The following is a 26,148-nucleotide window of genomic DNA, read 5'->3' on the forward strand; positions in this document are numbered from 1 at the left end:
TGATAAAAGCGGTCGCGTCCCCCAGTTGAAATAGACCGCAGGCTCGAAAAGCGGATGTGCAAAACAGTCAAGGAGTGTCCGCCAGAAGGCCGGGTATACGACGACAGGCACTATCCCGCCAGAGGCGCGTCAGTAGGCTCGCGGCGGCAAGCGCAAGTCATACGATCTTGCTGTCTCAAGCTGCCGCCCATCCATCTCTCCCCAAATCCTGTGTTTGGGGGAATCTAGAAGACCGCCTGGCCGGCCATCAGCGCGAGAACCAGGAAGATCAGGAAGATCACCAGCGCGATGCCGAAGAGAACGCGGGCGATCGTCGCCGTGGCTGCCGAGACGCCGGAGAAACCGAAAAAGCCGGCGATGATCGAAATTACGAAAAATATCAGAGCCCATTTCAGCATGACGTCATCCTTTGCGGTTGCCTGAGAAAGACGCTGCAACGGGCAATTTGTTCCGGATCGTTTGGAATGGAATGACGTTCTCTCCCTAAAGCGCGCCGCATCGAATTCGATTCATGCGACGCGCTTTAGTCCTCTGTTTTTATGCATGTCGTTATTTCCCGGAACCGCTGCACACTTCCGGGCGACATGCATTGGGAATACGGGTCTTTTCAAAGCCTGTCCGATCTGTTTGAAGAGACTGTCGATTGCCCCGTCGATGAAAGCTCGATCACCATGCCAGCTTTTCTGGATCAGCATACGTTTTCCGCCTATTTCGAAGTGATCATGATCAATCTCCTGCTGTCGGGAGACAATGTCATCGTCATCGGCATGGCTGCCGCCGGCCTCGTCAGCGAGCTGCGCGGCAAGGCGATCGCCGTCGGTATCGCGGCGGCCGCCGTCATCCGCATTGTCTTCGCGGTCATCGCCGCCAAGCTTCTGGCGATTACCGGCATCACGCTCGCCGGCGGCCTGATGCTGCTCTGGATCTGCTGGACGATGGGCCGCGAGCTCATTTCGGAGGGCGCGGAGGGGGCTCATGCCGGCGAAGCCGTCGTGCATATCAAGCCGAAACTCTTCCGGCAGGCGATTGGCCAGATCATCTTCGCCGACGTCTCGATGTCGCTCGACAATGTGCTCGCCGTCGCCGGGGCGGCCAAGGACAATATGAGCGCGCTGATCTTCGGGCTGATCCTCTCGGTGCTATTGATGGGCGTCGCGTCGAATTTCGTCGCCAGGCTGCTCAACTGCTATCGGTGGATCGGTTGGTTCGGCCTTGCGATCATCGTCTATGTCGCGATCGACATGATCTGGAGCGGCGGCGGTCAATTGCTGGCGCTTTATAACCACACAGCCTGAGATCCGCCGGGGCGAACCAATGCAGAACGCCCATCTCCGCCGGCAACGACGGATCGTGGGGTCTGGGTTTCCCTCCGAATCCTGTTCTAAATTAAAGAGTTAGAGCATGATGTCATGAGAAACATCATGCTCTAACGAAGGTCAGCCGTGATTGATCATCACATGGCGCACGGCGGTGTAATCCTCCAGCGCGTAGGTCGACATGTCCTTGCCGTAGCCCGATTGTTTCAGACCGCCATGCGGCATTTCGTTGACCAGCATGAAATGCGTGTTGATCCAGGTGCAGCCATATTGCAGCCGGGCGGCCGTCTTCATGCCGCGGCCAATATCCTTGGTCCAGACCGAGGAGGCGAGGCCGTAATCGCTGTCGTTTGCCCAGGCGACGGCATCGTCGGCATCGGAAAAGCGGGTGACCGAGACGACCGGGCCGAAGACCTCGCGGCGGACGATCTCGTCGTCCTGCAGGGCGCCAGCAATGACCGTCGGGGTGAAGAAGAAGCCCTTGTCGCCCGAGACCTTGCCGCCGGTGGTGACCTCCATGTGCTTGTGCTCGGAAGCGCGGGCGACGAAGCTTTCGACGCGGTCGCGCTGGCGCCTGGAGATCAGCGGACCGATCTCGTTTTGAGTATCGTCGGCCTGGTTGAAGCGGATGCTCGATACCGCCGAGGAAAGATCGGCGACGAAATTGTCGTAGACCCTGGCATCGGCATAGATGCGGCAGGCGGCCGTGCAGTCCTGGCCGGCATTGTAATAGCCGAAGGTGCGGATGCCTGACACGACGGCGTCGATATCGGCATCGTCGAAGACGATGACGGGGGCCTTGCCGCCGAGTTCCAGGTGGGTGCGCTTGACCGTCTTGGCGGCAGCCTGCAGCACCTTTTTGCCGGTGGCGACATCGCCCGTGATCGAGACCATGCCGATCTTGGCATGATTGATCAGCGCGTTGCCGACGCTCTCGCCGCGGCCGAGGATGACGTTGACGACGCCTTCGGGCAGGATTTCGGAAAGCAGCTTGGCCATCTTCAGTGCCGTCAGCGGCGTCTGCTCCGAGGGCTTGAAGACGACGGTATTGCCGCCGGCGATCGCCGGGGCCAGCTTCCAGGCCATCATCATCAGCGGATAGTTCCACGGCGCGATCGAGCCAACGATGCCGATCGGATCGCGACGGATCATCGAGGTGTGACCGGGCAGATATTCGCCGGCGGCCGGTGCGTGCAGATTGCGCACGGCGCCGGCGAAGAAGCGATAACAATCGACGATAGCCGGAATTTCATCGTTGAGCACTGAATTGATCGGTTTGCCGCAGTTCAGCGCCTCCAGCGTGGCGAAGCCGGCGGCATCCTTTTCGATGGCGTCGGCGATCTTCAGGAGGTAGCCGGAACGTTCGCCCGGCGTCGTCTGCGACCAGCTCCTGAAGGCTTTTTCGGCGGCATCGACGGCGGCGTCGACCTGGGAGAGCGAGGCCTCGGGAAGGTCGATCACCGTCTCGCCGGTCTTCGGGTTCAGGATGTGCTCTTCCGTCTCCGTGCCGTTTTCGAAGCGGGAACCGATCAGCATCTGCGTATCCATGATGTTCTCCCTGTTATTTGCCAGCGCCGGCAATCTGGTCGCCGTCGCGGGTGAGGTAATAGGCTGCCAGGATCGGCAGAAAGGTGACGAGCACCACGAGCATGGCGACCACATTGGTGACGGGCCGCTGGCGCGGGCGGATGAGCTCTTCGAGCATCCAGATCGGCAGAGTCGATTGCTGGCCCCCAGTGAAGGTGGTGACGATGACCTCGTCGAAGGACAATGCGAAAGCCAGCATGCCGCCAGCGAGAAGGGCGGTGCCGATATTCGGCAGGATGACATGGCGGAAGGTCTGGAAGCCGTCGGCGCCGAGATCCATCGACGCCTCGATCAGCGAGCCGGAGGTGCGCCGGAAGCGGGCGACCGCATTGTTGTAGACGACGACCACGCAGAAGGTGGCGTGGCCGAGCACGATGGTCCAGACCGAAAAGGGGATGTCGAACAGACTGAAGGCGGAGCGCAGCGCAATGCCGGTGATGATGCCGGGAAGCGCGATCGGCAGGATGACCAGCAGTGAGATCGCCTCGCGGCCGAAGAACTTCGTCTGGCTGACGGCAGCCGCGCAGAGTGTGCCGAGGATGAGCGCGATCGCGCTGGCGATGACGGCGACCTGCACGGAAAGGCCAAGCGCCGACCAGACGTCCGGCCGATTCCAGGCGACAGCGAACCATTGCAGCGTCAGGCCGGGCGGCGGCCATTGATAGCTCTTCTCCTCGATGGTGAAGGCATAGACGAAGATCAGCAGGATCGGCAGGTGCAGGAAGAGCAGCCCGCCGGTGGCAGCGATCTTCAAGGGCAGCGGCGATCTCTTGAGGTCAGAGCGCATCGAAGGCCCCCAGCTTTTTGGCGAGCGACAGGTAAAGCGCCATGATGACGATCGGCACGACGGAGAAGGCGGCAGCGAGCGGCACGTTGCCGGCGGTTCCCTGCTGGGCGTAGACGGCCTGGCCGATGAACAGCCTGGACGAGCCGATGATCTGCGGGATGATGTAGTCGCCCAATGTCAGCGAGAAGGTGAAGATCGAACCGGCGACGATGCCGGGCAGCGCCAAGGGCAGCAGCACGGTGCGGAAGGTCTGGCGCGGCGTGGCGCCGAGATCGGCCGAGGCCTCGATCAGGTTGCCTGGCACACGTTCGAGGGCCGCCTGCGTCGGCAGGATCATATAGGGAAGCCAGATGTAGACGAAGACGATGAAGGTGCCAAGGTAGCTCACCGAGAGCGAATTGCCGCCGACGACGGGCAGATTGAGGATGCCGTCGAGCAGCCAGGAGAGATGTAGCCTCTCGAAGATCCAGGTGAGGATGCCTTCCTTGGCGAGGATCAGCTTCCAGGCGTACACCTTGACGAGATAGCTCGACCAGAGCGGCAACATGACGCCGAGATAGAAGAGTACCTTCCATTTGCCTTGCGCATAACGTGCCGCGTAATAGGCGATCGGAAAGGCGATCAGTGCGGAAGCGATGGTGACGAGCGCGGCCATCACGACCGTGCGGATGATGATGTCGAAATTCGTCGGGCTCAGCAACTGGGCGTAGGTCGAGAGTGTGAATTCGTAATTTACCAGGCCGGAAAAATCGTCGATCGAAAAGAAGCTCTGCAAGAGCAGGGCGATCAGCGAGCCGATGTAGATGATGCCGAGCCAGAGCAGCGGCGGCGTCAGCATCAGGAAAAGCAACAACTTCGGGTGCCGCCAGAAGACATCCGACATCCGGCCGAAGAAACCGCTGCGGCCGGGAAGGATCGATGTCTTGGCGTTGGAGATGGTGAGCGCTGTCATGCCGCATCGTCCATGTAATGGATATCGGCAGGCTGCCAGGCGAGGCGGATACCGGTGCCGACATCAGGCACAGGCGCGCCAGCCGGCAGCATCACATGCAGCCGGCTGCCCCTGAGATCGACGCCGAGACGGGTGGCGGCACCGAGGAAACTCGCATGTTCGACTGTGGCCTCGATGCCGTCGCCTGCCAGGCGGATCGCTTCGGGCCGCAAGCTCGCCCAGCGTTTCTCGCCGCCGAGCGCGGCCATCAGCTCCGGCGCGATAACATTCGAGGAGCCGACGAAATCGGCGACGAAGCGGGTCTTCGGGCGGCGGTAGATATCCTGCGGCGTGCCTTCCTGGACGATGTTGCCATTGTTGAAGACGGCGACACGATCGGCCATGGACAATGCTTCGCCCTGATCATGCGTCACGAAGACGAAGGTGATGCCGAGCGCGCGCTGCAGGCTCTTCAACTCCTCCTGCATCTGCTCGCGCAGTTTCAGGTCCAGCGCGCCGAGCGGCTCGTCGAGCAGCAGCACCTTCGGCTTGTTGACGAGGGCGCGGGCGAGTGCCACGCGCTGCCGCTGGCCGCCGGACAGCTGACCGGGGCGGCGTGCGCCATAGCCCGGCAGCTTGACAAGCTCCAGGGCATCGCCCGCCGCCTTCATCCGCTCCGCCTTGCCGACGCCCTTGACCATCAGCCCGTAGGCGACATTGTCGAGAATGTTCAGATGCGGGAAGAGCGCGTAGTCCTGGAACACAGTGTTGACGTTGCGGCGATAGGGCGGAACGCCGTCGGCCGTCTCGCCGAAGATCTGGATATGGCCGGCACTCGGCTGCTCGAAGCCGGCGATCAATCTCAGGCACGTCGTCTTGCCGGAGCCGGACGGACCGAGCATGGCGAAGAATTCGCCCGGCGCGATCTCGAGATCGACGCCGTCGACGGCGCGAACCTGGCCAAAATGGCGCGATACCTGCTGGAAGCGGACGGCTGACGTCATTGGGAGCTCCGGGCCTTTCATGTTCATAGAGGGCTTTGGTCTTGGCCAGTGAAGACCCCGCCCCAAACCCCTCCCCACAAGGGGGAGGGGCTTAACCTGCCGTACCGTTTCGCAAATACCTTGGTGTTTCGGCAGGATTCGGCGGTGCCACTTGTCGCCCCTCCCGCTTGTGGGGAGGGGTTCGGGGCGGGGTCTTCAACCACACAAGCTGACCTGGCTATTACCGTCCGCCAATCACGCCAATATAATCCGACACCCAGCGATGATAGGGCACGCATTCGCTCTGTGTCGCGCATTTGGCGACCGGGGTTTTCCAGAACTTGATCTTGTCGAAGTGATCGAAGCCGTTGGTGGCGCAGCCGGCGTCGCCCATCAATTCGTTGCCCTTGCAGGCGGCGGGAACCGAGGGGACAGCGCCGAACCAGGCGGCGGCGTCGCCCTGGACCTTGGCCTGCAGCGAATGTTCCATCCACATATAGGCGCAGTTCGGGTGTTCGCTGTCGGCGTGCAGCATGGTGGTGTCGGCCCAGCCGGTGACGCCTTCATCCGGGAAGGTGGAGGCGATCTTCTGCTTGTCGGCCTGCAGCAGGTTCACCTGGAAGGGCCAGGAACCGGAAGCGACGACGCCTTCGTTCTTGAAGTCGTCGATCTGGATCATTGCATCGTGCCAGTAGCGGGAGACGAGCTTGCGCTGGCCGCGCAGCAGGTCGAGGGCCGCCTTGTACTGGTCTTCGGTCAGTTCGTAAGGATCCTTGATGCCCAGATCCGGCTTGTGGGCCATCAGATAGAGGGCGGCGTCGGCGAGATAGATCGCGCCGTCATAGGCCTGGACGCGGCCCTTGTTCGACTTGCCGTCCGGCAGGGTCTGCTCCTCGAAGACGACGTTCCAGCTGGTCGGCGCCTTGTCCTTGAAGGCGTCGGTATTATACATCAGCACATTCGGCCCCCAGAGATAGGGCACGCCGTAATGCACGTCGCCGACCGTATACCACGGGCCTTTCTGCAGGCGCTCGTCGACGGTCTTGAAGCTCGGGATCAGATCGGTGTTGATCGGCTGGACACGTTTGCCGGCGATGAGGCGCAGCGATGCGTCGCCCGATGCCGTGACAAGGTCGAAGCCGCCCTCGTTCATCAGCGATACCATTTCATCCGAGGTGGCGGCGGTCTTGACGGAGACCTTGCAGCCCGTCTCCTTTTCGAAATCGGTGACCCAGTCATAGTTCTTGTCGGTCTCGCCGCGTTCGATATAGCCGGCCCAGGCGACGATGCTGACTGCTCCTTCGCCCTTGCCGAGCGCCTTCAGCGGTTCGGCGGCGATCACCTGTGTCGCGAAGCTCAGGCAGGCGAGTCCTGCCGTGCAGGATTTCAAGAGATGCGTCATCATCAGTCTCCCGGTCTGGTGCCACTTTCCGTGGCGGTTTGTTCCCTAGGAAGAAGGTGAGCCGAAAAAACCGCTTTCGCAAATTCATTTATCAGAAAGGCGTTATCGGAAATTCCGATATCAGCGGATGCGGCCGGAGCGGAGACTCTCGGCGATGCCGACGAAATCGCGTGCGGCCTGCGGCAGGCTGGAGCCCTTGCGCCAGACCATGCCGACCTGGACGACCGGCAACGATCCGGAGACGTCGCGGCTTTCGATCCGGTCGCCTTCGAGCGACCACGGGCGGTAGACGAGATCGGGCAGCAGCGCCACGCCGGCGCCTGTGGCAACCAGGCTGCGCACCGCTTCCACCGAGCGGGTGCGGAAGGCGACGTGCGGGCGGGCGCCGAGGGCCGAAAGCAGCTTGCCGGTATTCTCCTCGATTTCGTCGACCGTCAGCATGATCAGCGGTTCGCGGGCGATGTCGGCGACCGAGATGATGTCGGCCGATACCAGCGGATGGCCCATCGGCAGCCAGAGCCGATAGGGCGAGGTTTCGAGGATCTCGGCCTGCAGCGCCATGCGGTCGCGCAGGTTCGAGATCACCATGACGGCGACGTCGAGTTCGCCGCCGACCAGGAGATGTTCGAGGTACCCGCCATTATCCTCGATGGCGCTGACCTCGATGCCCGGGCAGGCGCGCCGGTATCGCGCGAGGAGGTCGGAGAGCACATAGCCGGCGACAAGCGAGGTGACGCCGATGTTCAGCGTGCCGGAAAGCGCGCTTTGCTGGCCGGAAAAGCTGGTGCGCGCATCGGAGACGGAGGCCAGAATCTTCGTCGCGTGACGCAGGAACTGGTGGCCGTTATGGGTGATCGTCAGGCCGCGCGGATGGCGCTCGAAGAGCGCAACGCCGAGGTCGGTTTCAAGCTCTTTCAGCGCCTCCGTCACCGAGGATTGCGAGATCGACAGGTTCTGCGCGGCGCGCGTTACCGAGCCCTGTTCGGCGACGGCGACAAAATATTGAACCTGGCGAAGCGTGAAGGCCATCAGCGTTTAGAGCATGGCGAAACAGGCCGTGGCAAGCGGCTGAAAAAAGCGGACCTTTTTTGGTCTTTTCTCAAAATGGCGCAGGCTTCGCACCCTCACTTAAACTTTCGGAAACGTCATTTCCTTAGCATTATCAGCACTTGTCCTGCGTTGGAGTTTCAGATGGCGGAGCAGTTGGCGTGAAGGCCTTACTGCGCATGTTCCGGCCTCCCCGGAAATTGGCAATCATCATCGGTGGAGTCGCTCTTCTGGCGGGCGTTTCCGGCGGCGCGGCCGTCTATGTCGGCAAGGACAGGCTGATCGGTGCCGCCGGTGGCGGCTACGGACTCGAATGCAGCGACGTCAATCTGGTGACGATCCGGAAGCAGAACCACATCTGGGTGCGCAAATACATCAAGACCGAACCGACCGACGGGATGACCCGCGTCAGGACAGCGCTTCGTGTCGCCCAGGCGGTTTATGCCGCGCAGAAACCGGATCTGGTCCAGGTGGTCGTGCTCGACGAGAACGGCCCGACATTGCGCGCCGACATTCGCGGCCGGGCAATCGGCGCCGATGTCGTCTATATCCCGCATCCCGACAAGACCGTTCCCGGCCTCGACGACAAGTCCTATACCGCGCGCTACTATGACGGCAGGGCCAGTGAAAACGGGCTGTTCTTCGGCGAGCGGATCGATCTGCCGGTGGATGAGATCGCTATGATCAGCGCCGGTTTCAAGGATCCCGAGGATTGCGTCGACCCGGTCGCCGTCGGCTCGACCAAGAGTGAGGAAAATGGCAAGAAGGCCGCAGGCGGCGCGCATGGCGCAGCACCGGCCGCCGAAAGCGAAACGGTGCCGACCGCCGAGGGCGCCGGCACCGATGTGGTGGCCGAGGCACCGGCTGAAGAACCGCCGGCGGAAGCGCCAAAGACCCACTGAACGAGAGGCATAGAGCGGTTTAGCTTTTCACGGAAGCGCAGAACCGCTCTAAGCTTTTATTTTAACGCAATTCCGGACGGATAACCGCTTCGCACTTTTCCTGGAATTGCTCTAAAAAGCGGAGCGCCGGTCGGCACTCCGCTTATTTTGTTTTGACGTTTATTCCCGTCAGTCGGCCTTGTTGCGGCGGGCTGGGAAGAGGATGACGTCGCGGATCGACGGGGCGTTGGTCAAAAGCATGATCAGGCGGTCGACGCCGATGCCGAGGCCGCCCGCCGGGGGCATGCCCTGGTCGATCGCGTCGAGGAATTCCTCGTCCAGCTGCTTTTCCTTTTCGCCGCGGGCATGGGCCTGTTCGAGCTGCTCGACCATGCGGCGGCGCTGCTCTTCGGGATCGTTGAGCTCGGAGAAGGCGTTGCCGAGTTCCCAGGCGTTGCAATAGGTCTCGAAGCGCTCGACCAGGCGCGGCTCGCCCGGCACTTCCTTGGCGAAGGGCGAGATGTCCTTCGGGAAATGCGTGACATGGGACGGCTGGATCAGTGTGGATTCAACCTTTTCCTCGAAGATGAAGGCAAGGCACTCGCCCCAGGTCCAATCCTTCTCGACCGCGAAGCCGACAGCCTTGGCAGCAGTGCGTGCTTCCTCGTCGGTTTTGATCGCAAGGAAATCGATGCCGGTCGCTTGCTTGACGGCGTCAGGCATCGGCACGCGCTTGAACGGACCCTTGAAGGACAGCTGCTTGTCGCCGAAATCGAATTCGGCGGTGCCATGAATGGAGAGCGCCAGGGTTTCGAACAGCCGCTCGACGAGGTCCATCATGTCCTCGTAATCGGCATAGGCCCAATAACACTCCATCATCGTGAATTCGGGATTGTGCCGGGTGGAGACGCCTTCGTTGCGGAAGTTGCGGTTGATCTCGAAGACCTTGTCGGTGAGGCCGGAGACCAGCGTGCGCTTCAGGAACAGTTCCGGCGCGATGCGCAGATACATGTCGAGCTTTAGCGTGTTGTGATGCGTCTTGAACGGCTCGGCGGTGGCGCCGCCATAGATCGATTGCAGCATCGGCGTCTCGACTTCCATGAAGCCGTCATTCTCCATGAAGCGGCGGATGCCGGAGACGATCTTCGAGCGCTGCTGGAAGCGAAGCTTCGAATCCTCGTTGGTCATGATGTCGAGATGGCGCTTGCGATAACGCAGCTCGATGTCGGAGAGGCCGTGCCATTTCTCGGGCATCGGCAGCAGCGACTTGGTCAGCATCTCGATCTTCTGGGCGTTGATCGTCAGCTCGCCGCGCTTGGTGCGGCGCACGATGCCGGTGACGCCGATGATGTCGCCGATGTCGATCATCGGCAGCAAAGCGCGGGCTTCCTCGCCGGTGACGTCCTTGTGCGAGAAGATCTGGATCTTGCCGGAGGCGTCATGAATATCCATGAACATGCCGGAGTTGCGCGAGGAATAGACGCGGCCGGCGACAGTGACGACATCCTGCGTCTCGACGTCGGGTTCCAGAGATTCGTACTTGGCGCCAAGCTCGGCATTGGTCAGCGTCCGGTGGAAATGCGCCGGATAGACGTCGCCGATCTGCTCGCGCAGCAGCTTCAGCTTCTGGGCGCGCACCTCAGTCACGTCGGAGGAAAGGGTGTTTTCGGTCTTGTCGTTCATGTCATTCGCCTCATCGATGCGGCACGAATTCTAAATCAATGCTTCCGCGGTTCGAAGCGCGGCGGCTGGCTCGGCCTGACCCTCCCCACAAGGGGGAGGGCTTCGGCTGTCATTTCGAGCCGACGAGGGCGGCGACGGCCTGGGATGCGAGCTTCAGGCGCTGGCGCACGACGGAGCGGCCGAGGATCGCCATGGAATCGAAGAGCGGCAGCGAACGCGACGAGCCTGACACGGCGACGAAGAGCGGCGAAACCACGACCTTCAGCTTCTTGCCCATGCGGTCGGCAACGGCGCGCAGCTCCGCCTCGATCGTCTCGACATTCCATTCCAGGATCTTTTCCAGATCCGGCTGAACGGCGTTGAGGATCTCCAGGATCTCTTCCGGCGGAGACTTGATCTTGGCGAAGTCGGACGGCTGCAGGCCGAGATCGGACTTCAGCAGGAAACCGGCGAGATCGGGCAGCTCGCCGAGCTTGGAAATGCGCGTCTGCGACAGGCGGAGACCCGCCTTCAGGCGGTCGTTTTCCATCGCCCAGCTGAGCACCCGCGCCTGGAATTCCTCTTCGGACAGTTTCTCGCGGATCCAGCGGCCGTTCAGCCAGTCGAGCTTCTGGATATCGAAGATCGCGCCGGCCTTGGAAAGGTTCTCCGGGTCGAACTTTTCCGACAGCTCGTCCATCGTAAGCAGCTCTTCGCCTTCGGCGATCTGGATGAAGAACAGGCCGAGGAAGTTCATCAGCGCCTCGGGGATATAACCGAGCGCCGAATAATAGGAGATCGAGGTCGGGTTCTTGCGCTTCGACAGCTTGGACTTGTCGGCATTGCGCATCAGCGACAGATGCATGAAGACCGGCTGGTCCCAGCCGAAATAGCGATAGAGCAGGATGTGCTTCGGCACCGAAGCCAGCCATTCCTCGCCGCGCGCCACATGGGTGATCTTCATCAGATGGTCGTCGATGACGTTGGCCATGTGATAGGTCGGCATGCCGTCGGCCTTGATCAGCACCTGCATGTCGACGGAATCCCAGGGGATGGAGACATCGCCGTAGACGCCGTCGGTGAAGTCGCAGGAGCCTTCAGCCGGGATCTTCATGCGGATGACGGTCGTCTCGCCGGCTGCCATGCGCGAGGTCACTTCCTCGGCCGTCAGGCTGAGGCAGAGGCCGTCATATTTCGGCGGCTTGCCGGCGGCGCGCTGCGCCTCGCGCATCTGTTCTAGACGCGCGGGCGTGCAGAAACAGCGGAAGGCGTGGCCCTTGTCCAGCAGTTCCTCAGCGTAAGGCTGGTACATCGGCTTGCGGTCGGACTGGCGATAGGGACCGTAGGGACCGCCGATATCAGGGCCTTCCTTCCATTCCAGCCCGCACCATTTCAGGGCATCCAATACCTTTGTCTCGAATTCCGGGGTCGAGCGCGTCGCGTCGGTATCCTCGATGCGCAGGATGAACTCGCCGCCGTGCTTCTTGGCGAAAAGGTAGTTGAAGAGAGCGATGTAAGCGGTGCCGACATGCGGCTCGCCGGTCGGCGAGGGAGCGATGCGGACGCGGACGCCGGAAGTTGTCATTGGTATGGCCCGTCAATGAACGCCGGACGGCTTTCCGGGGAAAGCGACGTGCGGCCGAAGGATGCAGATATCTTCATCGGCAAACCGGCCGAAAAAGGGCATGCGCCCGCACTATCCGCCGATCGTCCGTTCGGCTGGCCTTAGGCCATATTCAACCGGGCGCGTCAAGAAAAACCACGTCTGCAAAGGCCCGGGGCAGTGAGGACGGTGCGCCGGTTGCGACGCGCCGTCCCGCTTCCGTCTCAGTGGGCGCCGTCGCGTTTCTGCTTGCGGGCGTTGCGCGCGATCATGTTCAGCACCTCGACCGCTGCCGAGAAGGCCATGGCGGCGTAGATGTAGCCCTTCGGCACATGGAAGCCCATGCCTTCGGCGATCAGCGTCGTGCCGATCATCAGCAGGAAGGCGAGCGCCAGCATGACGATCGTCGGGTTCCGCTCGATGAAGTTGGCAAGCGGGTTTGCGGCCACCAGCATGACGGTGACGGCGGCGATGACGGCGATCACCATGATCGGCAGATGCGGGGTCATGCCGACGGCGGTGATGATGCTGTCGACGGAGAAGACAAGATCGAGCAGCAGGATCTGGCCGATTGCCGATGCGAAGCCGGTTGTGACGGATTTCGCGATGAAATCCTCCTGATGGTCCACGGGGTCGACGGTGTGGTGAATTTCCTTGGTGGCTTTCCAGACGAGGAACAGGCCGCCGGCGATCAGGATCAGGTCCTTCCAGGAGAAGCCGTGTCCGAAGGCCTCGAACAACGGTTCGGTCAGTTGCACGATCCAGGCGACGGTGCCGAGCAGTCCCAGGCGCATGACCAGCGCCAGACCGATGCCGATCTTGCGGGCCTTCTCCCGGTGCTCGGGCGGCAGTTTGTTGGTGAGAATGGAAATGAAGATCAGATTGTCGATCCCGAGAACGACTTCCATCACCACCAGCGTGATGAGCGCCACCCAGGCGGCCGGATCCTGAATGAGCGTCATGATTTCCTGCATCAGCGTATACCTCTTTGCGTCACATGATGAATGACGCGCGCAATGTAATGTCGGCGGCCTGCCACGCAAGCGTCGCAAGGGGGTATACGAGATCGATGTGACTTTTATTCCCTAGAAGAGGATGATGTCGTCCGAAAACCGCTCACACTTTCCGGCATCATGCTCTGATCGGCAGCCAGATTTCGGTGACGCCCATGCCGGTATAGGGGTCGAAGCGCTCGTCGTAGCGTTCGAACATGTCGGGGGTCTCGCCATGCTCCAGGCCGGAGGTCGGCCACCATGTGCCGAAAATCCGGTGCATGGTCGCGGGGATGCCGGAGACATGGCCGCGATGGGTGAAGACGACGTAGCGCTGGCCCGGAAGCTTGAGCGTTGCAAAATCCGCCGGCAGATCACCGGCATCGGAGATTTCGGCCGCGGCCATATAGCGGAATTTCTCCGCTTCGCCGTCGATATGCGTGCAGATGCCGTAGGCGACGTTGCCTTTCTGGCCCGAAATATGGCCGAAATGGGCATTGAACTTCTGCCAGAGCGAGGGAATGGCGGCATTGCCGCCATAGGGGTAGATCTCCTGCAGGCCGGCAAAGAGCATCGGCTGAAGGGTTTCGAAGCGGGGCGGTTCGAGGTTGTTGAGGTGGGCGGGGTCCATTCTGATCGGCTCCAGCAAGACAAGGTTACGGGCGTGCCCCTGCCGGCGCACCGCATCCGGCGTCATGCCGAACTGGTCGCGGAAGGCACGGGTGAAGGCTTCGTGCGAGCCGTAGCCCGAGCAAAGCGCAACCTCGAGAATGGTGGATGAGCCGCCGACAAGCGCCGGCAAGGCGCGGCTGAGGCGCCGTCCTCTGATATAGCCGCTGATCGAGTGGCCGGTGACGAGCCCGAAGACGCGTGACAGGTGGTAACGCGACAATCCGGCTGCTTCCGATATCTCTTCCAGCGATAGATCGCTTTCGAAATGGCTCTCTATGAACCATATCGCCCGTGCGATGGCGCTCATCCTTACTCCCCTGGTTACCGCTTCTTTCTTAGAGAAATGCCGGCAGCCGGGTTTGATCGTAGTTGCGGAGTTTCGGCCGGTCGGCAGCGGCCGTCAAGGATGCGGTCAGGCGCTCTCGTGCCGGCGCGCGCCGTAGGCGGCCATGAAGACCCGGATCGCGCCGCGGATGACGCGCTCGATTTCGTCGCGATGCGGCGGCTCTTCCATGCTTCCGAACAGGCGGAGCTTGAAGAAACTGCCGCTGGCAAGGTCGAGAAACTGGCCGGCAGCCAGATCGATATCGTCGATCTCGAGCCTGCCTTCGGTGATCTGCCGTTCGAGGAAATCGCGCATGATGGTGCGCAGGTTTTCCGGGCCTTTGAAGAAGCGTTGACAGAGCACCGGCATGCGGTCGCGCACGCCAAGAACGGTGCGCATCGCGTTGATGACCTTTTCATCGGTCATATGGGTGACGAAGCTTATGCCGAATTCGTACAGGCCGGCTTCGGGATCGTCATGTTCGGCAAGGGCTGTCCGTACGGTCGCCACGAAGGCGGCGCGCTCGGCCTCGATCATCGCCGAAAACAGTTCTTCCTTGTTGGTGAAATAGACGTAGAGGGTGCCCTTGGAGACGCCGGCCTCGCGCGTCACGTCGTTCATGCTGGCGGCGTCGAAGCCCATCTTCATGAAGACACGCTTGGCGCCGGCGAGAATCTGCTGGCGCTTGGCCGGGTCTTCGCCCGCGGCAAACCTGCCTCCGCCAACGGGAGGGCTGAAGACGGCGGCGTGGTCGGGTTTCAACGTCATATCTCTATTAACCGTGTTCACGGTTTCGCATTTTCTTTAAAGAAATCGAACCGATTGGTTCTATACATCTTGATATGACGATAAAACAGGTTTAAGTCAACTGAACCGAACCGTTCAGTTCGATTATTTACTCCAAGATCGGTAAAGTGGTCATGTCGAGCAACCAGAAAAGCAACGTCGCGCGGATTGTCAGCGAAAACGCCGAAGCCGAAGAGGCAAAGGCCGAAGTCGCTACCGTTGCCGAAGCTCCGATGGCGGAAGCCCTGGAAAAGCCGTCTGCCCCCGCGCAGTCGGCGCCGGCTTCAGCTCCGGTCGCTGCACCTGCAGCTCCGAAGAAGCGCCGCAGCCCGGTACTGCCGATCGTCGTGCTCGCCATTCTGGCGGGTGGCGGCTGGTATGGTTACGAATGGTGGACGAACGGCCGCTTCATGGTGTCGACCGACGACGCCTATATCGAGGGCGATATCGCAACGATTTCGCCGAAGGTCACGGGCTACGTCGCGAAGGTGAATGTGGTCGCCAACCAGGAAGTCAAAGCGGGCGACGTGCTTGCCACGCTTGATAACGGCGACTATCAGAACGCCCTCGATCAGGCGCAGGCCCAGATCGCCACCGAACAGCTTTCGCTGCAGCGCATCGACGCGCAGATCGAAGGCGCCAATGCCAGCCTCGTACAGGCGCGGGCGCAAAAGGTGGCACTCGAAGCGGCCGTTCGCGGTGCCGAGATTACCCAGAAGCGCCAGAGCGAGCTGCAGGCGAAGTCGGTCGGCACTGCCGCCGATCTCGACAATGCCAATATCGCGCTCGACCAGGCCAAGGCCAATCTTGCCGGCGGCGATGCCAATATCACCGCCGCGCAGGCCAACATCACCATCCTTCAGGCGCAGCGCAAGGAGGCCGAAGGTTCGGTTCGGTCGCTGGAAATTTCGCGCGACAAGGCCGCCCGTGACCTCTCCTTCACCGTGCTTAAGGCGCCCTATGACGGTATCGTCGGCAACCGCTCGGTCCAGGAAGGCGATCTCGTTTCGCCCGGCCAACGCCTGATGGCGCTCGTTCCGGTGCGTGAGCTCTATATCGACGCCAACTTCAAGGAAACGCAGATCCAGCATCTGGTTGCGGGCTCGAAGGTCAACGTCCATGTCGATGCCTATAGCGACCATCCTGTCGTCGGTACCGTCGAATCGATCTCGCCGGCGTCCGGCTCGGTGTTCTCACTGCTGCCGCCGGAAAATGCGACGGGCAATTTCACCAAGGTGATACAACGCGTGCCGGTGCGCATCGCGCTACCGCAGGACGCGCTCGACAGCGGGCGTCTGCGCGCGGGCCTCAGCGTCGTCGTCGACGTCGATACCCGCACGGCGCCGAGCAAGTGAGCCTGTAGACAAGGCGGAGGTTCTCCGATGGCCGGAAGCGCGACAGCAACAGCGGGAACGATTCCGGCAGCGCCTGCCCACGCCGACGAGCGCATGGATCCGAGGAAGCTCATCGCCTTCTTCGCGATGGTGCTCGGCATGTTCATGTCGATCCTCGACATTCAGATCGTCTCGGCCTCGCTCGCCGAAATCCAGGCTGGCCTTTCGGCCGGCAGCGACGAGGTCGGCTGGGTGCAGACGGCCTATCTGATCGCTGAGGTGATCATGATCCCGCTTTCGGGCACGCTGGCGCGGATCATTTCGACGCGTTATCTTTTCGCGATCTCGGCCGCCGGTTTCACCATGGCGAGCGCGCTCGCCGCGACGGCGACCAATATCGACCAGATGATCGTCTACCGCGCCATTCAAGGCTTCATCGGCGGCGGCATGATCCCGTCGGTGTTCGCGGCCGCCTTCACCATCTTCCCGGCGTCGAAGCGCAGCATCGTTTCGCCGATCATCGGCCTGATCGCGACGCTGGCGCCGACCATCGGCCCGACGGTCGGCGGTTATCTTAGCCACGCTTTCTCCTGGCACTGGCTGTTCCTCGTCAATATCGTTCCCGGCATCATCGTTACCATCGTCACCTGGAACTTCATCGATTTCGACAAGCCGGAACTGTCGCTCTTCAAGAAGTTCGACTGGTGGGGACTGATCTCGATGGGCATCTTCCTGGGCACGATGGAATATGTGCTCGAAGAGGGCAATTCGAACGACTGGTTCAACGACAGTTCCATCGCAATTGCCGCCGTCGCCTCGGGCGTTGGAGCCATCATCTTCTTCTATTGCGCCTTCACGGTGGAGTTCCCCGTCGTCGATCTCAAGGCCTTTGCGAACCGGAATTTCTCCTTCGGCTCGATCTTCTCCTTCGTCATGGGTATCGGCCTCTATGGTCTCACCTATATTTACCCGGTCTATCTCGGCCGCATCCGCGGCTATGATTCGCTGATGATCGGCCAGACGATGTTCGTCTCCGGGCTTGCGATGTTCTTCACCGCACCGATCGCCGGCCGGCTGTCGACGAAGATGGACCTGCGCCTGATGATGGTGATCGGTTTCATCAGCTTTGCCGCCGGCACATACATCATGATCCACCTGACGGCGGATTGGGATTTTTACGAACTGTTCATCCCGCAGATCCTGCGCGGTTTCGGGCTGATGATGTGCATGGTGCCGATCAACAACATCGCGCTCGGCACGATGCCGCCCTCGCGCATCCGCGGCGCATCCGGCCTGTTCAACCTGACCAGAAACCTCGGCGGCGCCGTCGGCCTTGCTGTGATCAACACCGTGCTCACCAACCGGCAGGACGTGCATTACGAGCGCCTGCGGGAAAATATGGACTGGGGCAATCCGGCGGCGATCGACCAGATGAACAATATGACCGCCAATTTCAACACATACGGCATGGATGGCGCCTCGGTTGCGATCAAGCAGATGGTCGGCCTCGCCACCAAGCAGGCGGTGATCCTGTCCTTCAGCGACGTGTTCCTGATCCTGACCGCGCTTTTCGTTGCGATGATCTTCGGTGTCGCGATGATCAAGAAACCCGCACCGCAAGGTGGGGGAGGCGGTGGCGGCCACTGACCTCCGGCCTGCCGCCCCATGGAAAGGTCCTCTCCGGAGGACCTTTTTATTTGCCGTTTTCCAGCCCTTATGTCATCAGCATGTAATCCTCGGTCGGCTTGGTCCCAAGCAGACGGCCGGCGGGAAAAACAGTGCGCCAATCGGCCTGTTCGATTTTTTGATTTACGTACATCAAGTTTGGCGCTAATGGTCTCGTCAGGAGGAATGATGAGGCCAACAGTTCACGATATCGCAGCCGCCGCCGGGGTCAGCCTTGCGACTGTCGACCGGGTTCTCAACCAGCGCCCGGGCGTGCGTCACGTCACGCGGGAGAAGGTCGAGACCGCAATCCGCGACCTCGGTTATATCAGGGACGTGGCGGCCGCAAATCTTGCCAAGGGGCGCACCTATCCGCTGGTCTTTATCCTGCCCGCCAGCGACAATTCCTTCATGCATGGGCTGAATGCCGAGATCCGGCAGGCGGTTCTGCGCTCGCCGGCCGAGCGCACCGATATCCGCATCATCGAGGTGCCGGCCTTCGATCCGGCCGCCCTGGTCTCCGTGCTCGAAGGGCTTTCCCGGGAAAAGCCTTGCGGCATCGCGATGGTCGCGACCGATGCGCCTGAAGTGCGCGCCGTCGTCGACAGACTGGTGCGCGAGCGCTTTCCCATCGTCACCCTGGTTTCCGATCTCACCGGGTCGCTTCGCCATCATTATGCCGGCGTCGACAATATCGCGGCCGGCCGGACGGCGGCGCGTCTGCTCGGCCGCTTTCTCGGGCCGCGAAAGGGTGAGATCGCCGTGCTCGCCGGCTCCATGCTGGTGCGCGACCATCGCGAGCGGCTGGAAGGTTTTGCCGCTGTGATGGCTGAAGAATTTCCCGATCTTGCGATCCTGCCGGTTCTCGAAGGCCGCGACGACCCCGAGGTCGCCCACAGGCTGGTTGCCGATGCACTCGGGAATGCCGGCATCGTCGGCATCTACAGCCTCGGCGCCGGCAATCGCGGCCTCATTCGGGCGCTGAAGGAGAAGGCTGCCGACCGGACGCTGACCGTGGTTGCCCACGAACTGACCGCACATACGCGCGCAGCGCTCATCGACAACACGATCGATGCGATCCTCAACCAGGACGCCGGCCATGAAGTGCGCAGCGCCATCCGCATATTGAAAGCCAAAGCGGACGGCCTTGCCGTCATCGCAGCGCAGGAGCGCATCCGCCTCGACATATTCCTGAAGGACAATCTGCCGTAACGGCAAAGGAGAATACCCCATGTATCTCGGTCTCGATCTCGGAACCTCCGGCGTCAAGGCGATGCTGATCGACGGCGATCAGAAGATCGTCGGCTCGGCCGATGGTTCGCTCGACGTCTCGCGCCCGCATTCCGGCTGGTCGGAGCAGGAGCCGTCCCACTGGGTGCGTGCCACCGAAGAGGCCGTCGCCGGCCTGAAGGCGAAACATCCGAAAGAGCTTGCCACGGTCAAGGGCATCGGCCTTTCCGGCCAGATGCACGGGGCGACGCTCATCGATGCCGCCGACAAGGTGCTTCGCCCCTGCATCCTCTGGAACGACACGCGCAGCCACGTCGAGGCTGTAGCCCTCGATGCCGATCCGCGCTTCCGCGCGCTGACCGGCAACATCGTCTTCCCCGGCTTCACGGCGCCGAAACTCGCCTGGGTCAGGAAGCATGAGCCTGAGGTTTTCGCGAAGGTCGCCAAGGTGCTCTTGCCGAAGGACTATCTGCGCCTTTGGCTGACCGGCGACTATATCTCCGAAATGTCGGATTCGGCCGGCACCTCCTGGCTCGACACCGGCAAACGCGCCTGGTCGTCCGACTTGCTCGCTGCCACCGATCTTTCCGAGGAGCAGATGCCGGCGCTCATCGAAGGCACCGAGCAAGCTGGTCAGTTGCGGGCAGAACTTGCGGCGCAATGGGGCATATCCGGCAATGTCGTCGTGGCCGGCGGCGCCGGCGACAATGCCGCCTCGGCCTGCGGCATGGGCACGGTCAGCGATGGCGCTGCCTTCGTTTCGCTCGGCACGTCAGGTGTGCTTTTTGCCGCCAACGGCTCCTATCTGCCGAAGCCGGAAAGTGCTGTGCATGCCTTCTGCCACGCGCTGCCGAACACCTGGCACCAGATGGGCGTCATCCTCTCGGCCACCGATGCGCTCAACTGGCATTCCGGGGTGACCGGCAAGTCGGCGGCCGATCTCACTGGCGAACTCGGCGAGACGCTGAAGGCGCCGACCGGCGTCACCTTCCTGCCCTATCTTTCCGGCGAGCGCACGCCGCACAATGATGCCGTCATCCGCGGCGCCTTCATCGGCCTCGAACATGAAAGCAGTCGTGCCGTTCTCACCCAGGCGGTGCTCGAAGGCGTGGCCTTTGCCATCCGCGACAATCTCGAAGCGCTGCGTTCGGCCGGCACCGGCATCTCCCGCGTCACGGCGATCGGCGGCGGTTCGCGCTCGCATTACTGGCTGGCGTCGATCGCGACTGCGCTCGGCGTCCCGGTCGACCTGCCCGCCGATGGCGATTTCGGCGCGGCCTTCGGCGCCGCGCGCCTCGGCCTGATTGCTGCGACGGGTGCCGATCCGATTGCCGTCTGCACGCCGCCGGTGACATCAGGCACGATCGAGCCGGTGTCGGCGCTGAGCGGCGCTTACGAGGATGCCTATAGGCGCTATCGCGCACTCTATCCGGCGATCAAGTCGCTGGCGCATTGAGAACTGGCCGGCGGCCCCTCATCCGCCTGCCGGCACCTTCTCCCCGCTGGGAGAAGAGATTCGCGGCGGCGCCTCAGTTCCCTTCGCACGTGGGGAGAAGGCTCGGATGAGGGGCCGGATGGCACAACCGATAAGACTGAATTACGAACCCCAAGGAGACCAAGATGAGCACCGGATTTTTCGGCGATATCCAGAAAGTAAAATACGAAGGCCCCGACAGCACCAATCCGCTGGCCTTCCGCTACTACCAGCCTGATGAAATCGTCATGGGCAAGCGCATGGAAGACCATTTGCGCTTTGCGGTGGCCTATTGGCACACCTTCACCTGGCCGGGCGGCGATCCCTTCGGCGGCCAGACCTTCCTGCGTCCCTGGTTCGAGGACACGATGAAGGCCGCCAAGCTCAAGGCCGACGTCGCCTTCGAATTCTTCTCGCTGCTTGGCTCGCCCTACTACTGCTTCCATGATGCCGACGTGCGTCCAGAGGGCAGAAATTTCGCCGAGAACACCAAAAACCTCAATGAGATCGTCGACTACTTCGCCGAAAAGCAGGCCGCGACCGGCACCAAGCTGCTCTGGGGCACGGCGAACCTCTTCTCCAACCGCCGCTATATGTCGGGCGCGGCGACCAACCCCGATCCCGATGTCTTCGCTTTCGCAGCGGCGACCGTGAAGACGTGCATCGACGCGACGCAGAAGCTCGGCGGTGAGAACTATGTGCTCTGGGGCGGCCGCGAAGGTTACGAGACGCTGCTCAACACCGATCTCAAGCGGGAGCTCGACCAGCTCGGGCGCTTCCTCAACCTCGTCGTCGAATACAAGCACAAGATCGGCTACAAGGGCACGATCCTGATCGAGCCGAAGCCGCAGGAGCCGACGAAGCACCAGTATGATTACGACGTCGCGACCGTCTACGGCTTCCTCAAGAAGCACGGCCTCGAAAACGAGGTGAAGCTCAATATCGAGCAAGGCCATGCGATCCTGGCCGGCCACTCCTTCGAGCACGAGCTGGCGCTTGCCAATGCGCTTGGCATCTTCGGCTCGATCGACATGAACCGCAACGACTACCAGTCCGGCTGGGATACCGACCAGTTCCCGAACAATGTTCCCGAAATGGCGCTTGCCTACTACCACGTTCTGGCAGGCGGCGGCTTCAAGACCGGCGGCACCAACTTCGACTCGAAGCTTCGCCGCCAGTCGCTCGACCCGGCGGATTTGCTGATCGGTCATATCGGCGGCATGGATTGCTGCGCCCGCGGCCTGAAGGCCGCCGCCAGGATGATCGAGGACAAGGCTCTGTCACAGCCGCTCGCCGATCGTTATGCCGGCTGGGAAACGGCTGAAGCGCAGAAGCTCTTCCGCGGCGAATATTCGCTGGATGAGATCACGAACTGGGTCGAGACCAAGGACGTCAACCCGCAGCCGAGATCCGGCAAGCAGGAACTGCTCGAAAACGTCGTCAACCGTTACGTCTGATCACGCGTGCCGGCGGTCATCGGCCGCCGGCGCAATTTTTTGTCGCCGGCTATATCTCTGTTCAGCGCTTCAACCAGTTGCGCGATGGTGCGGAGACGGAGTTTCGAACCACCAGATCCGGCCGCAGCAGGATTTCCGTCTCGGTCGGCCGGCCATCGGACAAGAGCTCCAGCAGCAGCGCCATCGCCTGTTTGCCGATTGCCGTTCGCGGCTGGCGGATGGTCGTCAGCGGCGGGGATATGAAGACGGCCTGCGGCACGTCGTCGAAACCGGTCACCGAGAAGTCCCTTGGAATGTCATAACCTCGCGCGCCGAGGCCGACCATGACGCCGATCGCCGTCTGATCGTTCACGCACATGAAAGCGGTGGGAAGCGTGTCGCGCATGAAAAGCTGCTCCACAGCATGCCGGCCGCTTTCGATCGTGCCGTCGCCTTCGAGCACGATCCTCAGATCGGGCGGGATGCCGGCGGCATCGAGACCGGCATCGTAGCCCATGCGGCGCCTGATATAGGCAAGCCGGGTGCGGGAATCACCGATGAAGGCGATCTTGCGATGACCTTCGGCCAATAGCAGGTCCACCGCCTTTCGCGCCCCCTCGGTATCGTCGACGCCGACATAGGGAATACCGCCGTTGAAGACGGGCTCGAAAACACCGACACTCGGCGGCAGCCGCGCCGTCATCGTCTGATGCCCGAAGGGCAGGATGCCGGTGAACAGGATCAGCCCGGCAGCTTGGTTGGAATTCAAGAATTTGAGATATTCGAGCCCGCGCTGGGCGTCGTTCTGCGTGTGGCCGATCAGGATACCGTAGCCATGCGCGCGCGCCTCGTTTTCCAGCCCGACGAGAATGTTGGAGAAATTGGGGTCGCCGATGTCGGGCGCCACCACGAGGATCATGTTGGAACGGCCGAGCCTCAGGCTGCGGGCCATGGCATTGGTGGTATAGCCGGTGACGGCGATCGCCTGGTTGACCTTGAGTCTGGTGGAGTTGGCGACCTTCTCCGGCATATGGATCGCCCGGGACACCGTCGCGATGGAGACCTCGGCGATCCGGGCGACGTCTTCGATTGTTGCGGGTGTGGAATTCGACACTGAGCTCTGCCTTGGGCTGTCTTCGCCGCGACACTACACAGACTTGTCGACAGGTCAAAGGCAGGCTTCAACGGATCTGCGTAAATCCACCATGTAAACCTTTACATGCCAGATGTAAAGGTTTACATAAACTTCAATGCGGACGGGAGCCGCAGCGCACAGCACCCGAAAACAGCAAGCGGTTTTCAGAATGGGAATGTGCGCTAGTTCAAGGTGATGGAGCGGCGCCGGCAGGTTCTGCCGGATGCAAGGCGCTCTTGGGGGAGGGCATAATGACCGTGGAGATCGCCGACACCGCACCCGTGGTGCTGTCCGCCAGGCGTATATGCAAATCCTTCAGCGGCGTGCAGGTGCTTTTCAGCGTCAATTTCGATCTCCGCGCCGGCGAAATCCATGCGTTGATGGGTGAAAACGGCGCCGGCAAATCCACGCTCGTCAAGGTGTTGTCCGGTTTCGAGCAGCCGAGTTCCGGTGAGATCCTGCTTGACGGCAAGCCCGTCGTTCTGCCGCCGAATGGCGCCGCCGAGGCGCTCGGCATCGTCATCATTCACCAGGAATTCAACCTCGCCGAACATCTGACCGTGACGGAGAGCCTCTTCCTCGGACGCGAAGTCACACGCTTCGGCGTGCTCGACCGCAAATATATGCGCTCGGAGACACGCAAAGTTCTCGATGTGCTCGGTTCGCATGTCGATGAAAATGCGCTGATCAGCACGCTGTCCATCGCCGACAAGCAGATGGTCGAAATCGCCAAGGCCATCAGCCGCGACGCGCGGGTCGTGTTCATGGATGAGCCGACCGCAGTCTTGTCGCGGGAAGAGACCAATATGCTGTTCAAGCAGGTCCGCAAGCTGCGCGATCAGGGCACCAGCTTCGTCTTCGTTTCGCATAAGCTCGATGAAGTGATGGAATTGACCGATCGTGTCACGGTGCTGCGCGACGGCCAATGGATCAAGACGTCGCCGACATCCATTCTGGACGGGGAATCGATTGCGCAGCTGATGGTCGGTCGCGAACTTTCCAGCCTTTATCCCGCCAAGGTCGAGCCGGATGTCGACGAGGAGATCGTCTTGAGCGTCGCCTCGGTGTCGACGGGTTATGTCAAAGATGCGAGTTTCGAGGTGCGCAAGGGCGAGATCATCGGTTTTTCCGGCATGATCGGCTCCGGCCGCACCGAGCTGATGGAAGCGATCGCCGGGTTGCGGACCCGTCTCGAGGGCGAGGTGGTGATCAAAGGGGCCGCCGTTCCCTCCGGCGACGTGCATGCCGCCAATCGCTGCGGCCTCGCCTATATGACCAAGGATCGCAAGTCGAAGGGCCTGCTGCTGCGTTCCGGCATGGTCACCAATCTGACGCTGCAATCGCTCGGAAGGCATTCTCGCCGAGGGTATCTCAGCCCCGGCAGCGAAGCGGCCGCGATGGCAAAGGCCAAGCGGCGCTTCGACATCCGGGTTCGCGACGGCAATATCGTCGCCGGCCGGATGTCCGGCGGAAACCAGCAGAAGCTGCTGCTGGCCAAGGTCATGGAGACCGAGCCCGACATCATCATCATCGACGAGCCGACGCGCGGCATCGATGTCGGCACCAAGCAGCAGATCTATCATTTCATCTCGGCGCTGGCCCGGGACGGCCGGTCGATCATCATCGTCTCGTCGGAGATGCCCGAGGTCATCGGGCTTTGCACGCGGGTCGTGGTGATGCGCGAAGGGCATATCGTCGGCGTACTCGAAGGGGACGAGATCTCCGAGCAGGAGATCATGCGTTATGCCGCCGGGCTGAAGAGGAAAGCGGCGGCCTGAGCGCCGCAGCGGACAGATAAGATGCCCAGAAAGAATGGGGCGGGAGGTTGGTTTTGGAAATGAGTGTCAACGAGGAGACCAGGGAAATCCGGCGCCGATCCTGGCGGGATGTCGATCTGCGTGCGGTCGCGCCTTTCGTCGCCCTGGCGCTGCTTCTGATCGTCGGAGCCCTGGTCAATCCCAATTTTATCGGCATCACCAATCTTGCCAATGTCGCGACGCGCAGCGCCTTCATCGCCATCATCGCGGTCGGCGCGACTTTCGTGATCTCGGCCGGTGATCTCGACCTGTCGGTGGGTTCGATGGTGGCCTTCGTCGCCAGCCTGATGATCCTGCTGATGAACTCTGGCGCCATCGAAAACCCCGCTCTGATGCTGACGGTCGCAGTCGTCTTCACGCTGGTCGCCGGCGCGCTTTGCGGCCTGGCGAATGGCCTGATCACCACGGTGGGCAAGATCGAACCCTTCATCGCGACGCTCGGCACGATGGGCATCTATCGCGGCCTGACGACATGGCTGTCGCAGGGCGGCGCGATCACGCTTCGCTCCGCCGATATCCAGACGCTCTATCGTCCCGCTTATTTCGGCACCATCGCCGGAGTGCCGATCCCGATCGTGGTGATCCTGGCGGTGACGGCGGTTGCGGCCTTCATTCTCTACCGCACCCGCTACGGGCGCCATGTCGTCGCTGTCGGGTCGAACAGCGATGTCGCCCGTTATTCCGGCATCGCGGTCAATCGTGTGCGGACGATCGCCTTCGTTATCCAGGGCCTGTGCGTCGCCATTGCCGTGCTGCTCTATGTTCCCCGTCTCGGCTCGACCTCGGCGACGACAGGCATCCTGTGGGAGCTGCAGGCGATCACGGCGGTCGTGGTCGGCGGCACGGCGCTGAAGGGCGGCGCCGGCAGGGTCTGGGGCACGATCTGCGGCGCCTTCATTCTCGAGCTCGTCGGCAACATCATGCTGCTTTCGAATTTCATCAGCGAGTACCTGATCGGCGCCATCCAGGGTGCGATCATCATCATCGCCATGTTCGTGCAGCGCTCGCTGGTGCGCAAATCATGAATTGCCCCGGTTTGCATTGATCGGGCTCAGGATTGACCGGACTTACAGGGCGTCCGGT

At 61.7% G+C, this 26,148-nt stretch carries 22 protein-coding genes; 9 read left to right on the forward strand and 13 right to left on the reverse strand.

Annotation, left to right across the window (positions count from 1 at the left end; translation table 11 throughout):
- Positions 1 to 224 precede the first annotated feature (224 nt).
- The gene (locus OS035_RS14930) at positions 225 to 398 is read right to left on the reverse strand and encodes a DUF1328 domain-containing protein (RefSeq protein WP_003590176.1); all 174 of its coding nucleotides are present in this window, start codon (positions 396 to 398) and stop codon (positions 225 to 227) included.
- Positions 399 to 671: 273 nt separating this feature from the next.
- Between OS035_RS14930 and OS035_RS14935 the strand changes: the two genes are divergently transcribed.
- Positions 672 to 1,295, forward strand: coding sequence for a YjbE family putative metal transport protein (locus tag OS035_RS14935; RefSeq protein ID WP_097628790.1), 624 nt, complete (start codon positions 672 to 674; stop codon positions 1,293 to 1,295).
- Between the two features lie 141 nt (positions 1,296 to 1,436).
- Here OS035_RS14935 and OS035_RS14940 read toward each other — a convergent pair whose 3' ends face one another.
- From OS035_RS14940 to OS035_RS14965, 6 genes are all read right to left on the reverse strand, one after another.
- On the reverse strand, positions 1,437 to 2,864 hold the full coding sequence (locus tag OS035_RS14940; RefSeq protein ID WP_097628669.1) for a gamma-aminobutyraldehyde dehydrogenase: 1,428 nt from the start codon (positions 2,862 to 2,864) through the stop codon (positions 1,437 to 1,439).
- Positions 2,865 to 2,877: 13 nt separating this feature from the next.
- Complete coding sequence (locus OS035_RS14945) at positions 2,878 to 3,690, reverse strand: ABC transporter permease (RefSeq protein WP_097628670.1); 813 nt, start codon at positions 3,688 to 3,690, stop codon at positions 2,878 to 2,880.
- Positions 3,680 to 4,642 (reverse strand): ABC transporter permease, encoded by a 963-nt coding sequence (locus tag OS035_RS14950; protein WP_097628671.1) that lies wholly within the window; start codon positions 4,640 to 4,642, stop codon positions 3,680 to 3,682. The genes OS035_RS14945 and OS035_RS14950 overlap by 11 nt, the downstream gene beginning before the upstream one ends.
- Positions 4,639 to 5,625, reverse strand: coding sequence for an ABC transporter ATP-binding protein (locus OS035_RS14955; RefSeq protein WP_097628672.1), 987 nt, complete (start codon positions 5,623 to 5,625; stop codon positions 4,639 to 4,641). Before OS035_RS14955 ends, OS035_RS14950 begins: the two co-directional genes overlap by 4 nt.
- 220 nt (positions 5,626 to 5,845) lie before the next feature.
- The gene (locus tag OS035_RS14960; RefSeq protein WP_097628673.1) at positions 5,846 to 7,006 is read right to left on the reverse strand and encodes an ABC transporter substrate-binding protein; all 1,161 of its coding nucleotides are present in this window, start codon (positions 7,004 to 7,006) and stop codon (positions 5,846 to 5,848) included.
- A gap of 120 nt (positions 7,007 to 7,126) precedes the next feature.
- Entirely contained in the window at positions 7,127 to 8,035 is a 909-nt protein-coding gene (locus tag OS035_RS14965) for a LysR family transcriptional regulator (protein ID WP_017995223.1), read from the reverse strand.
- A 179-nt stretch (positions 8,036 to 8,214) separates the two neighbouring features.
- On the opposite strand from OS035_RS14965, the gene OS035_RS14970 reads away from it, so the two are divergent.
- Complete coding sequence (locus OS035_RS14970) at positions 8,215 to 8,955, forward strand: hypothetical protein (RefSeq protein ID WP_331813840.1); 741 nt, start codon at positions 8,215 to 8,217, stop codon at positions 8,953 to 8,955.
- A 168-nt stretch (positions 8,956 to 9,123) separates the two neighbouring features.
- Here the strand turns inward: OS035_RS14970 and lysS are convergent, their stop codons facing one another.
- The 5 genes from lysS to OS035_RS14995 form a co-directional block, all read right to left on the reverse strand.
- Positions 9,124 to 10,617: a lysine--tRNA ligase gene (gene lysS / locus OS035_RS14975; RefSeq protein ID WP_097628675.1), complete on the reverse strand. Its 1,494-nt coding sequence runs from the start codon at positions 10,615 to 10,617 to the stop codon at positions 9,124 to 9,126.
- A gap of 109 nt (positions 10,618 to 10,726) precedes the next feature.
- Positions 10,727 to 12,181 (reverse strand): glutamate--tRNA ligase, encoded by a 1,455-nt coding sequence (gene gltX, locus OS035_RS14980; RefSeq protein ID WP_331813841.1) that lies wholly within the window; start codon positions 12,179 to 12,181, stop codon positions 10,727 to 10,729.
- A gap of 242 nt (positions 12,182 to 12,423) precedes the next feature.
- The gene (locus OS035_RS14985) at positions 12,424 to 13,173 is read right to left on the reverse strand and encodes a TerC family protein (protein ID WP_097628677.1); all 750 of its coding nucleotides are present in this window, start codon (positions 13,171 to 13,173) and stop codon (positions 12,424 to 12,426) included.
- Positions 13,174 to 13,330: 157 nt separating this feature from the next.
- Positions 13,331 to 14,170, reverse strand: coding sequence for an AraC family transcriptional regulator (locus OS035_RS14990; protein ID WP_097628678.1), 840 nt, complete (start codon positions 14,168 to 14,170; stop codon positions 13,331 to 13,333).
- Between the two features lie 105 nt (positions 14,171 to 14,275).
- Positions 14,276 to 14,956 (reverse strand): TetR/AcrR family transcriptional regulator, encoded by a 681-nt coding sequence (locus tag OS035_RS14995; protein WP_097628679.1) that lies wholly within the window; start codon positions 14,954 to 14,956, stop codon positions 14,276 to 14,278.
- A 152-nt stretch (positions 14,957 to 15,108) separates the two neighbouring features.
- On the opposite strand from OS035_RS14995, the gene OS035_RS15000 reads away from it, so the two are divergent.
- The 5 genes from OS035_RS15000 to xylA all read left to right on the forward strand — a co-directional run bounded on the left by OS035_RS15000 (position 15,109) and on the right by xylA (position 22,134).
- The gene (locus tag OS035_RS15000; RefSeq protein ID WP_097628680.1) at positions 15,109 to 16,329 is read left to right on the forward strand and encodes an HlyD family secretion protein; all 1,221 of its coding nucleotides are present in this window, start codon (positions 15,109 to 15,111) and stop codon (positions 16,327 to 16,329) included.
- A gap of 27 nt (positions 16,330 to 16,356) precedes the next feature.
- On the forward strand, positions 16,357 to 17,955 hold the full coding sequence (locus OS035_RS15005) for a DHA2 family efflux MFS transporter permease subunit (RefSeq protein ID WP_331813842.1): 1,599 nt from the start codon (positions 16,357 to 16,359) through the stop codon (positions 17,953 to 17,955).
- A gap of 207 nt (positions 17,956 to 18,162) precedes the next feature.
- Entirely contained in the window at positions 18,163 to 19,185 is a 1,023-nt protein-coding gene (locus OS035_RS15010; RefSeq protein ID WP_097628682.1) for a LacI family DNA-binding transcriptional regulator, read from the forward strand.
- Positions 19,186 to 19,204: 19 nt separating this feature from the next.
- Complete coding sequence (gene xylB / locus OS035_RS15015; protein WP_183778577.1) at positions 19,205 to 20,659, forward strand: xylulokinase; 1,455 nt, start codon at positions 19,205 to 19,207, stop codon at positions 20,657 to 20,659.
- 164 nt (positions 20,660 to 20,823) lie between these two features.
- Positions 20,824 to 22,134, forward strand: coding sequence for a xylose isomerase (gene xylA / locus OS035_RS15020; protein WP_097628684.1), 1,311 nt, complete (start codon positions 20,824 to 20,826; stop codon positions 22,132 to 22,134).
- 61 nt (positions 22,135 to 22,195) lie between these two features.
- Here the strand turns inward: xylA and OS035_RS15025 are convergent, their stop codons facing one another.
- Complete coding sequence (locus OS035_RS15025) at positions 22,196 to 23,227, reverse strand: LacI family DNA-binding transcriptional regulator (RefSeq protein WP_097628685.1); 1,032 nt, start codon at positions 23,225 to 23,227, stop codon at positions 22,196 to 22,198.
- Positions 23,228 to 23,499: 272 nt separating this feature from the next.
- Here OS035_RS15025 and OS035_RS15030 point away from each other — a divergent pair, with 272 nt between their 5' ends.
- Together OS035_RS15030 and OS035_RS15035 are read left to right on the forward strand one after the other, a co-directional pair.
- A complete protein-coding gene (locus tag OS035_RS15030; RefSeq protein ID WP_097628686.1) occupies positions 23,500 to 25,026 on the forward strand; it encodes a sugar ABC transporter ATP-binding protein in 1,527 nt (508 codons plus the stop codon).
- Between the two features lie 59 nt (positions 25,027 to 25,085).
- On the forward strand, positions 25,086 to 26,090 hold the full coding sequence (locus OS035_RS15035) for an ABC transporter permease (protein WP_003590206.1): 1,005 nt from the start codon (positions 25,086 to 25,088) through the stop codon (positions 26,088 to 26,090).
- The last annotated feature ends 58 nt before the right edge of the window (positions 26,091 to 26,148 follow it).

Source organism: Rhizobium sp. 268 (assembly GCF_036571585.1).
Lineage (GTDB): Bacteria > Pseudomonadota > Alphaproteobacteria > Rhizobiales > Rhizobiaceae > Rhizobium > Rhizobium redzepovicii.